This window comes from Actinocorallia populi (assembly GCF_002995495.1).
In the GTDB taxonomy this organism is placed as follows: Bacteria; Actinomycetota; Actinomycetes; order Streptosporangiales; family Streptosporangiaceae; genus Actinocorallia; species Actinocorallia populi.
Map to the genome: position 1 here is coordinate 323,279 of NZ_PVZV01000006.1, position 12,151 is coordinate 335,429.

The window sequence follows — 12,151 nt, forward strand, 5'->3', positions numbered from 1 at the left end:
GGCGTCAGGAGAGAGAATGACCCCCTTCGCACGCGACCAGTGGTACGTCATCGCCTACGCGCACGAGGTCGGCCGGGACCTGCTGGCCCGCACCGTCCTCGGCGAGCCGATCGTGCTCTACCGCACCGAGGACGGCAGGGCGGTGGCGCTGGCCGACCGGTGCGTCCACCGCCGCTACCCCCTGTCGGAGAGCGAGCTCGTCGGCGACACCGTCGTGTGCGGCTACCACGGCTTCACCTACGACACCAAGGGCGCCTGCGTCGCGGTCCCCGGACAGACCCGCATCCCGCGCACCGCGCGCGTCGCCTCCTACCCGCTGGTGGAGTCCGACAGCCTCGTCTGGGTGTGGATCGGAGACCCGGAACGCGCCGACGAGACGGCCGTCCCCCGCGCCGAGCACCTGGCCGCGCCCGGCTGGGTGACGGTCAAGGGCATGGAGCCGATCTCGTGCGACTACGGCCTGCTGGTGGACAACCTCATGGACCTCTCCCACGAGACCTACCTGCACGGCGGGTACATCGGCACCCCCGAGGTGGCCGAGACGCCGATCACCACCGAGGTGGACGACGAGGCGGGCGTGGTGCGGGTCTCCCGGCACATGGAGGACGCCGAGTGCCCGCCCTTCTACGCCCGCTCCACCGGCATCGAGGGCCGCATCCGCCGCCACCAGGACATCGAGTACTTCGCCCCCTGCCTGTACCTGCTGCACAGCAAGATCAGCCCGACCGGGCAGGACGAGCCGGTCTTCCGCACCGAGATCACCTACGCGATCACCCCGTCCGCTCCCGGGAAGGTCTACGACTTCTGGGCGGTCTCCCGGAACTTCGCCACCGAGGACGAGGAGGTCACCGAGTTCCTGGCGGAGTTCAACCACACCGTGGTCATGCAGGACGTCACCGCCCTGAACCTCCTCCAGCGCGCCCTGGACGCCGAACCGGCCGACTACCAGGAGCTGAGCATCAACATCGACGCCGGCGGCCTGGCGGCCCGCCGCCTCCTCGCGAAGCTGGCGGCGCGGTGAGCACGTCCCGAAGGACCGTCCGGATCGAGTGGATCCCCGGCGGCGACCGGTTGAACGGGACCTGCCATTGCGGTGCCCGGTTCGTCGGAGAGGAGCCGGAGGAGATGTGGAACCGGCTGTGGGCCCACGAGGCGGAGCACCCCAGGCCGAAGGAGGGCATGTGAGCGTGGAAGAGATCGAGGTCGTCGTCGCGGACCGCCGTGCCGAGGCCGATGCCGTGGTGTCGCTGACCCTGCACCGGGCCGGCGGGGGAGAACTCCCGCCGTGGACTCCCGGAGCGCACGTCGAACTGCTCCTCGGCGACGACGTCGTCCGGCAGTACTCGCTGTGCGGCGACCCGGCGGACGGGAAGTCGTGGCGCATCGCGGTACTGCGCGAGCCCGGCGGACGCGGCGGCTCGGACCGCGTCCACACCGCCCTCACCCCGGGTACGGAGCTGCGGGTGCGCGGCCCGCGCAACCACTTCGGCCTGGTGCCGGCGAAGCGCTACCTCTTCGTCGCGGGAGGCATCGGCATCACGCCGCTGCTGCCCATGATCCGCCAGGCGGCGGCCGAGGGGGCCGAATGGCGGCTGCTCTACGGGGGCCGCACCCGCTCGTCCATGGCGCTCGTCGAGGAGGTGCGGGCTCTGGCCGCCCACGACGGGCAGGTCTCGGTCCGTCCGCAGGACGAGAACGGCCTGCTGGACCTGCCCGCCTTCCTCGGCGACCCCGAACCCGGCACCCTCGTCTACTGCTGCGGTCCCGAGGGCCTGCTGGCCGCCGCGGAGGGCGCCTGCGCCGACTGGCCTCCCGGCACCCTGCACACCGAGAGCTTCGCCCCCGTCGCCGCCTCCCGGGAGGGGGACACCGGCTTCGAGGTGGAACTCCGCGCATCCGGCCTGACCCTCCGGGTGCCTTCGGACCGCAGCGTGCTCGACACCGTCGTGGAGGCGGGCGTCCAGGTGCTCTACTCCTGCACCGAGGGCACCTGCGGCACCTGCGAGACCGACATCCTCGAGGGAGAGGCAGACCACCGGGACTCCGTCCTCACCCAGGCCGAGCAGGAGGCGGGGCAGAGCATGATGATCTGCGTCTCCCGCTGCCGGGGCCCCCGCCTCGTCCTCGACCTCTGACCGGCCGCGTCGGCGCGGTCAGCAGGCGCGGGACTCCGGGACGGCCGCCCGCCGGTGCGGGAAGGCCGACAGCGCCCCGGGGTGCGTCTCGCCGGTGGCCTCCAGGAGGTCGACGGTCAGGGAGCGGAGCTGGGCCAGGACGGCGTGGGCGGACAGGCCCATCGCGGGCGGGGCCGCGGGGTCGAGGCGGGCGGCGGTGCGCAGCAGCGCCTTGCGGGTCAGGGGAAGCGCGCCGCCCCGGGGAAGCTCCTCGGACAGGCGGGCCACCGAGCGGGCCAGGTCCGCCATGCCCTCGGTGAGCAGTTCGGGAGCCTTCTCGTCCTTGTCGATGACGGCGACGGTGTGCCGGAGCATCACCCGGACGTTGCGCAGGGCGTGGTCGAGCGGTTCTGCGGCCGTGAAGTAGGGCGCGAGGTCGCTCCGGTGGTGGAGCGGGGACAGCGCGGCGATCTCGTGGGCGGTCTGGAGAGCGTTGCTGTAACCGTCGACGGTGCGCTGGGAGGCGCGAGCGCGCTCCAGCGCCGACGCGGCCAGAGCGGGATCGCGGTCGCGCAGCGCCGTCGCGGCGGTCTCGAGCGCCGCGGCCAGCTCGTCCAGGAGGCCGCGGACGTGCTGGGCCGCCAGCGCGGTCGGGTTGGCGGGCAGGAGCGCGATCGCGGCCAGCCCGATCAGGCCGCCCAGGAGCGCGTCGGCCATGCGGTCGATCCCCCCGGTGCCGCCGGGCGGGAGCAGCGTCGCCACCAGCACGGCGGACGACCCCGCCTGCAGGGCGATCAGGGCGCCGCCGTCGAGCAGCACCGAGACGGACATGGCCAGGGCGATGACGAGGGCGATCTGCCACGGTCCGCTGCCGATGGCCGAGACCAGCAGATCTCCCACTCCCACGCCGACGCTGACCCCGGCGACCAGTTCGACGACCCGGCGCCACCGCCGGCCGGCGCCCACCCCGATGCACAGCACCACGGCGATGGGGGCGAAGAAGGGCGTGGCGTGCCCGAGGACCTGTGTTGCGACGACCCAGGCGAGCGCAGCGGCGAGCGCGCACTGCAGGATCGGCAGCGCCATGGTGCGCAGCCGCCCCGCCCGGGTCCTGAGACTCTCTTCGAATGCCGTCATGCTCCAACGATGATCTCCCAGCGGCCATTCGTCAAAGACATGGATTATCCGGAACCCATAGAAGTCTTGTATAAGCCCTGCTCTAGGATGTGGCGGGTGAGCTTCCGGCAGATGGTGTACCTCATCACAGTGCTCGAGGAGGGCTCGTTCACCGCTGCCGCCCAGCGTCTGGGGGTCAGCCAGCCGACGTTGTCGCACCAGATCCGCGCCCTGGAGCGGGAGGTCGGGGTGCCGCTGCTGGAGCGCGCGCCCGGCCGGGTCCTGCCCACGCCCATGGGCCGGGAGTACCTGCCGCACGCCGAGGCGGCGCTGCGCGGGGCGCGGCTCGCGCGCCGCGCGGCCTCCGGAGGCGGGGAACCGGTCCTGCTGCGGCTGGGGACCATGTACTCGATCGCCCTGGGCATCGTGCCCCCCGCCCTGCGGGCCTGGCTGGCGTCCGCGCCGGGCGCCGAGGTGGAGGTGTCGGAGTTCGCCTCGAGCGCCGCCCTGGAGGCCCATGTGGCGTCGGGCGCGGCCGACCTCGGCGTGGGGCCGCTGCCCGCCCGCTGGGACGGCCCGGTGCACGGCCTCGGCGAGGAGGACCTCGTGCTGGTGCTGGCCGAGGGCGACCCGCTCGCCGCCGGGGGCCGCACCGTCCTCGACCTGCGCGAGACCGCAGACCGCCCCTGGGTGCTCTACGACGAGCGCAACGCCCTGGCCCCGCTGGCGGCCCAGGCCTTCGCGCGGGCCGGCCTCACCCCCCGCGCGGCGGTGCGCACCCGCCACACCGCCACCGCGCTGCAGCTCGCCGCGGCGGGGCTGGGACCGGCTCTGATCCCGGAGAGCGTGCTGGAGCCCGGACTCCCGGTGGAGGTCCTGCGCCCCGACCCGCCCGTCCGCCGGACGCTGGCGGCCTACTTCTCGGGTGAGCCCGCACCCGCAGCCGCGGGTTTCCTCGCCGTCCTCCTGGGCGGGGCCTCCGGGGCTGACCCGGACGTCCGCCGAGGGCCGCCCGCCTGAGCATCCTGCCGGTCCGTCAGCCGCCGGCGGCGTCCTCGGAGGCCGGGCCGGACGGGGCCTGCGCGGCGAGGAGGTCGGCGAAGGTAAGGGCGGGGGGCGACGGATCGGCGCGGGTGAACGCCACGAGCCTGCGCGGGATCGGCACGGCGGGCCTCAGCACGCAGTCGGCGTGCCGCGTCCCGATCACGTTGCGCGGCACCAGGGTCGGTCCGAGCCCGGCCGCGGCCAGCTCGACGGCGGTCGCCGTGTGGTGCACCCGGGCCGCGGCGCGGGGCACGAACCCGGCCCGCGCGCAGGCCCGGACGACCAGCGGCGTGAGCCCGAAGTCCGCCGAGTACAGCACCCACGGCCGGTCTGCCAGCAGTTCCAGGGGAACCCCGTTCCGCCGGTACCGGGTGAGCAGCGGATCGCCCGTCGGCAGGACGACCAGCAACTCCTCCTCGCCCAGCACCCGGCACGGACCCGGCCATCCCTCGGGCTCGGTCCCGACCGCGATGTCGGCCTCCCCGCGTCCCATCGCCTCGACCAGCAGGTCGATGTGCGCGAACTCCGTCAGCTCCACGTGCACGGCGGGATGCGCGCGCCGCCAGGCGCCGATCGCGGGAGGCACGATCCCCATCGCCATCGAGTGCAGCGCCGCCACCCGCAGCTCCCCGGCCTCCAGCCGGGCGGCGGCCCGCGCGGCCTCCGCCGCGGCCCGCGCCGAGGCGACGGCCGCCCGCGCGTGCGGCAGGAACCGCTCCCCGTGCCCGGTCGGCCGGACCCCGCCGGGCGACCGCTCGAAGAGCGCGTTCCCCAGCTCCGCCTCGAGCGCCTTCACCTGGTGGGACAGCGCGGGCTGGCTCACCCGCACCGTCCGCGCGGCCTCGGTGAACGACGCCTCCTCGGCGACGGCGATCACGTACTCCAGCTGCCGGAGCCTCATAGGCGCACCCTACCGCCGGGCGGTCGGGCGGAGGCGGGGGAGAGACCGGCCGAGGAGGCGAGCGGCCCGCGGGAGGGCCCGGAGTCCGGCGGAGGGGCCGATCCTCGATCGCCAAGCCGCCGGCCGGAACCGCCGGCCCGGCTTGACAGGCCCAGGACCGGACCATCATTGTTAGGCAAGCCTTACCTAATAAATGACGACACCCACCTGATCGGCCAGGGGCTGGACCGTCCGCCGCGGCCCTCCTCGAGCGACGGCGGACGCGGGCCGCCACCGTCCACGACGGCATGCCCGGTCAGGACCCCTGTCCCGGACCGTTCCGTCATCGAGAGCCTCATCGAAGGAGCACCATGAGCAACCCGTTCGACGACGCCGAGGGCGTCTTCCTCGTCCTGGTCAACGCCGAGGGGCAGCATTCGTTGTGGCCGTCGTTCGCCGAGGCGCCCTCCGGCTGGACCGCCGTCCACGGCCCGGCGCCGCGCGCCGAGTGCGTCGCCCACGTCGAGGCGAACTGGACCGACCTGCGTCCCAGGAGCCTTGCGGCGAAGAACGGGACGTGAGCGATCGCCACGCGGTGCGCACTGCTGCGCCGGGCCGTCGGGGGAGGGGAGGGTGCCGGCCCTGACCCCGGTCGGCGGGGTGCTCCGGCAGGGTCCCTCCCGTGATGCGTGCAGCGCGCCTTGGCGACGGCACCTACCTCCGCTTCCTCCTCTGCGGCCGCTCCCGCGTCACCTCCCGCTGACGGGAGAGGCGGCGGCGCGGATCCGGCGAAGCCGGTGGAGCGCGTCGGTCTCCCGGCCGAAGTGGTCGTGGAGTTCGGCGTAGACCGCGTAAAGGGCGTCGTAGGCGTCGGCCCGCCGCGGATCGGGCAGGTAGGCGTTGCGGTGCACCTTGCCCATGGCGGCCGACGCCGCCTGCACGTCGGGGTAGGCGTCCGCGGCCACGGCGGCGTGGACGGCCGAGCCGAGGGCGGGGCCCTGGGGGGAGGCGCTGACGCTCAGGGGGCGGCGGGTGATGTCGGCGTAGAGCTGCATGAGGAACGGGCTGCGCAGCAGGCCGCCCGCGACGATCAGTTCGGCGACGGCGACGCCCGCCTTCTCGAAGGCCTCGATGATGGTGCGGGTGCCGAACGCGGTGGCCTCCAGCAGGGCGCGGTAGACGTCCTCGGGACGGGTGGCCAGCGTGCAGCCGACCAGCACGCCGGACAGGTCGTGGTCGACCAGGACCGAGCGGTTGCCGTTGTGCCAGTCGAGTGCGACGAGGCCGTGCTGGCCGACCTCCTGGCGGGCGGCCTTCTCGGTGAGCAGCTCGTGGCCGTCGATGCCGCGCTCGGCCATCTCGGCCTGGTAGTCGGCGGGCAGCCCGCCGCGCAGGAACCAGGCGAAGATGTCGCCGACGCCCGACTGGCCCGCCTCGTAGCCCCACAGGCCGGGCACGATGCCGTCCTTGACGACGCCGCACATGCCGGGGACCTCGCCGAGGGCGTCGGAGTTCATGACGTGGCAGGTGCTGGTGCCCATGACCGCGAGCATCTGACCCGGTTCGACCGCGCGGGCGGCGACCGCGGTGACGTGCGCGTCGACGTTGCCGATCGCGACGGCGATCCCCTCGGGCAGCCCGGTGAGGGCGGCTCCGGCGGCACTGAGCCCGCCGGCCCTCTCGCCCATCGCGCTGAGGGGGTGCTCGAGCTTGGCCAGCAGCTTCGAGAAGCCGGGGCGCAGTGCTTCGAGGTACTCCAGGGAGGGGTATCCGTCCTGGTGGATGCCCTTGTACCCGGCGGTGCACAGGTTGCGGGTCTCGGCTCCGGTGAGCTGCCAGACGATCCAGTCGGCGGCCTCGATCCAGCGCTCGGCACGGGCGAACGCCTCGGGGTCCTCCTCGAGGACCTGCAGCGCCTTGGCGAACTGCCACTCGCTGGAGATCTTCCCGCCGTAGCGGGGCAGCCAGGACTCGCCGCGCTCGGCGGCCAGGGCGTTGATGCGGTCGGCCTGCCCCTGCGCGGCGTGGTGCTTCCACAGCTTGGGATAGGCGTGCGGCCGGTCCTGCCAGCCGTCGAGCTCGCACAGCGGCGTGCCGTCGGCGGTGGCGGGCAGGACGGTGCAGGCGGTGAAGTCGGTGCCGATCCCGATGACCTGGTGCGGCGCCGCCCCCGCGTCCGCGAGCGCGGCGGGCACGGCGACGCGCAGCACCTCGCGCCAGTCCCGCGGCACCTGCAGCGCCCAGGCGTCACCGAGCGGGACGCCGGACGGCAGGCGCTCCTCGAGGACGGCGTGCGGGTACTCCAGCACCGCGCTCCCCAGCTCGGAGCCGTCCTCCACCGCCACCACGACGGCCCGGCCCGACAGCGTGCCGAAGTCGACGCCGATCACCACCCGTTGGTCCACGGAATGACGCGCGCCTGACGGCGCACTGTTCGCGGCTGAACGTGCGCCGACGCGCACTGAACGGTTCACCAGAGTCCTCCTTGCGGCTGGGATGCGCGCCCTGATTGTTAGCGCTACCACTTAGGCTCGTCAATGCTCATTTTTTTCTGCACTGGATGAGGCGAGGGCTTGACACCCAGATCGGTTAGCGCAAACATTCGTGACACACGCCACAGGACGAAGGGAGGCGGAGTGGACGAGGACGGCAACGCGGGGCGGACGGGCGAACGGCGTCCGGCGGTCATGGAGGACGTGGCCGAGCTCGCCGGCGTCTCGGCCATGACGGTCTCCCGGGTGCTCAACAACCCCGAACGGGTCCGGTCGACGACGCGGGCCCGCGTGCTGGCGGCGATGCGGGAGCTGGACTACCGGCCCAACCTCGCCGCACGCGTCCTGGCGACCGGCAGGTCCGGGGTGCTGGGCGTGGTCAGCTTCGACACCACGCTCTACGGCCCCGCCTCGACCCTGTACGGGATCGAGCGCGCGGCCCGCGAGCACGACTACCTGATCAGCATCGTCAGCCTCAGCGAGCTCAACCGCCGGACGATCGGCGAGGGAGTGGACCGGCTGCGCGGCCAGAGCGTCGACGGCGTCATCATCGTGGCGCCGCACGAGTCGGCCGCCGAGGGGCTGCGCGACCTGCCCCCCGAGCTGCCCCTGGTGGTGGTCGGGGCGGCCGAGGACCTGCCCTTCCCGCTGGCCTCGGTCGACCAGCGCCTGGGCGCGGTCCGCGCCGTCCGCCACCTGCTCAGCCTGGGCCACGAGACCGTCTGGCACCTGTCGGGCCCGGCCAGCTGGGTCGACGCCAACGGCCGGGTGGCCGGCTGGCGGGCGACCCTGGAGGAGGCCGGCCGCGAGGTGCCCGAGGTCCTGGTGGGCGACTGGTCCGCCCGGTCCGGCTACCGGCTGGGCCAGCGCCTGGCCCGCGATCCGTCCGTCACGGCGGTGTTCGCCGCCAACGACGCCATGGCCCTGGGCCTGCTGCGCGCGCTGCGCGAGGCGGGCCGCCGGGTCCCCGAGGACGTCAGTGTCGCCGGTTTCGACGACGTCCCCGAGTCCCCCTACTTCTCACCACCGCTCACCACCGTCCGCCAGAACTTCGGCGAGGTGGGCACCAGCGCCTTCACCCTGATGCTCGACCGCATCGGCGAGGGCTCCGGCGAGGGGTCCGGCCCGCGCCGGATCGTGGAGCCCGAGCTCGTCGTCAGGGAGAGCACCGGCACGTCCCGCTGACCGCCCGGCGAGGCTTCCCCTCGCCTCTCCACCCCCGAAATGTTATCGCTAACATCATGAGGTCGATATGACAGAGGACGCACACGCGCGGCTCAGGCAGGAGCTCGCCGACCTGCACGGGGCCCTGGTCGAGGCCGCCCTCGTCGTCTGGACGGCAGGCAACGTCTCGGCCAGAGCAGGCGGCGGGCACTTCCTGATCAAGCCCAGCGGAGTGCCCTACGGCGACCTGACACCCGAGTCCATGGTCCTGTGCGACCTGGACGGGAACCCCGTCGAAGGGCAGCAGCTCAAACCCTCCAGTGACGTGTTCGCCCACGCCTACGTCTACCGGCACCGCCCGGACATCGGGGGAGTGGTGCACACCCACTCCACCTACGCCACGGCCTGGGCCGCCCGCAACGAGCCCATCCCGTGCGTGCTGACGGCGATGGCGGACGAGTTCGGCGGCGAGATCCCCGTCGGCCCGTTCGCGCTGATCGGCGGTGAGGACATCGGCAAGGGCATCGTCGAGACCCTGGAGAGCCACCGCAGCCCGGCCGTGCTGATGCGCAACCACGGGGTCTTCACCATCGGCGACACCCCCCGTTCCGCGGTGAAGGCGGCGGTGATGTGCGAGGACGTCGCCCGCACCGTGCACCTGTCCCGGCAGCTCGGCGAACCCTTTCCGATGGAGCAGCCCGACATCGACCGGCTCTACGACCGCTACCAGAACGCCTACGGCCAGTGACCGGCCATGAGGAGACCCCCGATGAACTCCGTCGACCGTGAAGTGTGGTTCCTGACCGGCAGCCAGGGCCTGTACGGCGAGGACACGCTGCGACAGGTCGCCGAGCAGTCCCAGGAGATCGCCGCACGGCTCGGCGAGGACCTGCCGGTGCGGGTGAAGTGGCTGCCGGTGCTGACCGATGCCGCCGCGATCCGCCGGGTCTGCCTGGAGGCCAATGCCGATGACTCCTGCGTCGGGTTGATCGCCTGGATGCACACGTTCTCTCCGGCGAAGATGTGGATCGCCGGGATGGACGCGCTGGCCAAGCCGCTGCTGCACCTGCACACGCAGGCCAACGTCGGCCTGCCGTGGGCGTCCATCGACATGGACTTCATGAACCTCAACCAGGCCGCCCATGGCGACCGGGAGTTCGGGTTCATCCAGACCCGCCTGGGCGTGCCCCGCAAGACCGTGGCGGGTCATGTCAGCGACCCGTCGGTGGGCGAGCGGATCGGCGCGTGGATGCGGGCCGCCACCGGAGCCGCGGAGCTGCGCACCCTGAAGCTGGCCCGGTTCGGCGACAACATGCGGGACGTCGCCGTCACCGAGGGCGACAAGGTCGAGGCGCAACTGCGGTTCGGCGTGAGCGTGAACACCTACGGCGTCAACGACCTCGTCGAGATGGTCGACGCCGTCGCCGACACGGAGATCGACGGCCTCGTCACCGAGTACGAGGACCTCTACACCGTCGTCCCCGAGCTGCGCCGCGGCGGTGAGCGCCACGAGTCCCTGCGGTACGGCGCCCGCATCGAGCTCGGCCTGCGCGCCTTCCTCACCGAGGGCGACTTCGGCGCCTTCACCACCAACTTCGAGGACCTCGGCGGGCTGCGCCAGCTGCCCGGCTTGGCCGTCCAGCGGTTGATGGCCGACGGCTACGGTTTCGGCGGTGAGGGCGACTGGAAGACCGCCACCCTGCTGCGGACCCTCAAGGCCGCCGCCGACGGGCTCGAGGGCGGCACCTCCTTCATGGAGGACTACACCTACCACCTGACACCGGGACAGCAGGTCATCCTGGGCGCGCACATGCTGGAGGTCTGCCCGAGCATCGCCGCCGCGCGCCCGTCCCTGGAGATCCACCCTCTCGGCATCGGGGGCCGGGAGGACCCGGTACGGCTCGTCTTCGACGCAGCACCCGGGACCGCGCACGTGGTCGGCCTGGCCGACATGGGCGACAGGTTCCGGCTGGTGGCCAACGAGGTCGAGGTCGTACCGCCGCTGGAGCCCCTGCCGAGGCTGCCGGTCGCCCGCGCGGTGTGGAAGCCGCTGCCCGACCTGGCGACCTCGGCCGAGGCATGGCTCACCGCGGGGGCGCCCCACCACACGGTGCTCACCGCGGCCCTGGGCGCGGAGGAACTCGGCGACCTCGCCGAGATGGTCGGGGTGGAACTCCTGACCATCGACGCGGGCACCGATCTGCGCCGGTTCACCCAGGAGATCCGCTGGAACCAGGCCTACCACCGCCTGGCCCAGGGGTTCTGATCCGTCCTTCCCACCCCCCTTCGCCCGGCGCGCCGGGCCCACCCCCCGAAGGAAGAAGGTCCCCATGTTCAGAAGGCTCATCACCCTGACGGCCGGCGTGTCGCTGGCCCTGACCGCGCTCACAGCCTGCGGCGGCTCGGACTCCGGTTCCGGCTCCGGCGACACGATCACGCTCGGCTTCTCCCAGGTCGGCGCGGAGAGCGGCTGGCGCACCGCGAACACCAAGTCGATCCAGGACTCGGCGAAGAAGGCCGGGATCGAGCTGAAGTTCTCCGACGCCCAGCAGAAGCAGGAGAACCAGATCGCGGCGATCCGCTCGTTCATCAAGCAGAAGGTCGACGTCATCGGCTTCTCCCCGGTCGTGGTGACCGGCTGGGACGCCGTCCTCAAGGAGGCCAAGGCCGCGAACATCCCGGTCGTCCTCACCGACCGGGCCGTGGACTCCGACCCCTCCCTGTACGTGACCTTCCTCGGCTCCGACTTCGTGGAGGAGGGCCGCAAGGCCGGCCAGTGGCTGGTCGACCGGCACAAGGACGGCTCGGACCCGGTGAACATCGTCCAGCTCGAGGGCACCGTCGGCTCCGCGCCGGCGATCGACCGCAAGAAGGGCTTCGAGGAGGCCATCGGCACGAACCCGAACCTCAAGGTCATCGCCTCCCAGTCCGGCGACTTCACCCGGGCCAAGGGCAAGGAGGTCATGCAGGCGCTGCTCAAGGCGCACAAGGACATCGACGTGCTGTTCGCGCACAACGACGACATGGGCCTGGGCGCGATGCAGGCGATCGAGGAGGCCGGGCTCAAGCCGGGCGAGGACATCGAGATCGTCACGATCGACGCCGTCAAGGACGGCATGCAGGCCCTGGCCGACGGCAAGTTCAACTTCATCGTCGAGTGCAGCCCGCTGCTGGGCGACCAGCTCATGGACGTGGCGAAGAAGATCGACGCCGGCGGGTCCGTGGACAAGCGCATCGTCACCGTCGAGACCGTCTTCGACCAGGCCGCCGCCAAGGAGGCCCTCCCCACCCGCCAGTACTGATCCGGCCGCCCGCCGCGGCCGCGACCGGCCGCGGCGGGC

The 12,151-nt window shown here is 72.8% G+C and carries 12 protein-coding genes; 9 read left to right on the top strand and 3 right to left on the bottom strand.

Annotation, left to right across the window (positions count from 1 at the left end):
- Positions 1 to 16: 16 nt before the first annotated feature.
- From C2865_RS24870 to C2865_RS24875, 3 genes are read left to right on the top strand one after another with little or no spacing between them, the layout of a single operon-like run.
- Entirely contained in the window at positions 17 to 1,021 is a 1,005-nt protein-coding gene (locus C2865_RS24870) for an aromatic ring-hydroxylating dioxygenase subunit alpha (RefSeq protein WP_106400973.1), read from the top strand.
- On the top strand, positions 1,018 to 1,185 hold the full coding sequence (locus C2865_RS40200) for a hypothetical protein (protein WP_198653572.1): 168 nt from the start codon (positions 1,018 to 1,020) through the stop codon (positions 1,183 to 1,185). The genes C2865_RS24870 and C2865_RS40200 overlap by 4 nt, the downstream gene beginning before the upstream one ends.
- Entirely contained in the window at positions 1,182 to 2,135 is a 954-nt protein-coding gene (locus tag C2865_RS24875) for a PDR/VanB family oxidoreductase (protein ID WP_106400974.1), read from the top strand. The genes C2865_RS40200 and C2865_RS24875 overlap by 4 nt, the downstream gene beginning before the upstream one ends.
- An 18-nt stretch (positions 2,136 to 2,153) precedes the next feature.
- On the opposite strand, the gene C2865_RS24880 is transcribed toward C2865_RS24875, so the two are convergent.
- Positions 2,154 to 3,251, bottom strand: coding sequence for an FUSC family protein (locus tag C2865_RS24880; RefSeq protein ID WP_198653573.1), 1,098 nt, complete (start codon positions 3,249 to 3,251; stop codon positions 2,154 to 2,156).
- A gap of 96 nt (positions 3,252 to 3,347) precedes the next feature.
- On the opposite strand from C2865_RS24880, the gene C2865_RS24885 reads away from it, so the two are divergent.
- A complete protein-coding gene (locus C2865_RS24885; protein ID WP_198653574.1) occupies positions 3,348 to 4,250 on the top strand; it encodes a LysR family transcriptional regulator in 903 nt (300 codons plus the stop codon).
- Positions 4,251 to 4,266: 16 nt separating this feature from the next.
- Here the strand turns inward: C2865_RS24885 and C2865_RS24890 are convergent, their stop codons facing one another.
- The gene (locus C2865_RS24890) at positions 4,267 to 5,175 is read right to left on the bottom strand and encodes a LysR family transcriptional regulator (RefSeq protein ID WP_106400977.1); all 909 of its coding nucleotides are present in this window, start codon (positions 5,173 to 5,175) and stop codon (positions 4,267 to 4,269) included.
- 350 nt (positions 5,176 to 5,525) lie between these two features.
- On the opposite strand from C2865_RS24890, the gene C2865_RS24895 reads away from it, so the two are divergent.
- Positions 5,526 to 5,735 carry an MbtH family protein gene (locus tag C2865_RS24895; RefSeq protein WP_106400978.1) on the top strand — a complete coding sequence of 70 codons (210 nt, stop codon included), beginning with the start codon at positions 5,526 to 5,528 and terminating at the stop codon, positions 5,733 to 5,735.
- Positions 5,736 to 5,903: 168 nt separating this feature from the next.
- Here C2865_RS24895 and araB read toward each other — a convergent pair whose 3' ends face one another.
- Complete coding sequence (gene araB, locus C2865_RS24900) at positions 5,904 to 7,547, bottom strand: ribulokinase (protein ID WP_198653618.1); 1,644 nt, start codon at positions 7,545 to 7,547, stop codon at positions 5,904 to 5,906.
- A gap of 243 nt (positions 7,548 to 7,790) precedes the next feature.
- Here araB and C2865_RS24905 point away from each other — a divergent pair, with 243 nt between their 5' ends.
- From C2865_RS24905 to C2865_RS24920, 4 genes are all read left to right on the top strand, one after another.
- Positions 7,791 to 8,831, top strand: a complete 1,041-nt coding sequence (locus tag C2865_RS24905) for a LacI family DNA-binding transcriptional regulator (protein ID WP_232835801.1) — start codon at positions 7,791 to 7,793, stop codon at positions 8,829 to 8,831.
- A 67-nt stretch (positions 8,832 to 8,898) separates the two neighbouring features.
- Positions 8,899 to 9,558, top strand: coding sequence for an L-ribulose-5-phosphate 4-epimerase (locus tag C2865_RS24910; protein WP_106400980.1), 660 nt, complete (start codon positions 8,899 to 8,901; stop codon positions 9,556 to 9,558).
- A 21-nt stretch (positions 9,559 to 9,579) separates the two neighbouring features.
- Complete coding sequence (gene araA / locus C2865_RS24915; RefSeq protein ID WP_106400981.1) at positions 9,580 to 11,076, top strand: L-arabinose isomerase; 1,497 nt, start codon at positions 9,580 to 9,582, stop codon at positions 11,074 to 11,076.
- 64 nt (positions 11,077 to 11,140) lie between these two features.
- The gene (locus tag C2865_RS24920; RefSeq protein ID WP_106400982.1) at positions 11,141 to 12,112 is read left to right on the top strand and encodes an ABC transporter substrate-binding protein; all 972 of its coding nucleotides are present in this window, start codon (positions 11,141 to 11,143) and stop codon (positions 12,110 to 12,112) included.
- Positions 12,113 to 12,151 lie beyond the last annotated feature (39 nt).

Coding starts and splice junctions, on each gene's coding strand:
- C2865_RS24870 (WP_106400973.1), top strand. CDS start 17: ATGACCCCCTTCGCACGCGACCAGTGGTACGTCATCGCCTACGCGCAC.
- C2865_RS24880 (WP_198653573.1), bottom strand. CDS start 3,251: ATGACGGCATTCGAAGAGAGTCTCAGGACCCGGGCGGGGCGGCTGCGC.
- C2865_RS24890 (WP_106400977.1), bottom strand. CDS start 5,175: ATGAGGCTCCGGCAGCTGGAGTACGTGATCGCCGTCGCCGAGGAGGCG.
- C2865_RS24895 (WP_106400978.1), top strand. CDS start 5,526: ATGAGCAACCCGTTCGACGACGCCGAGGGCGTCTTCCTCGTCCTGGTC.
- C2865_RS24910 (WP_106400980.1), top strand. CDS start 8,899: ATGACAGAGGACGCACACGCGCGGCTCAGGCAGGAGCTCGCCGACCTG.
- araA (WP_106400981.1), top strand. CDS start 9,580: ATGAACTCCGTCGACCGTGAAGTGTGGTTCCTGACCGGCAGCCAGGGC.
- C2865_RS24920 (WP_106400982.1), top strand. CDS start 11,141: ATGTTCAGAAGGCTCATCACCCTGACGGCCGGCGTGTCGCTGGCCCTG.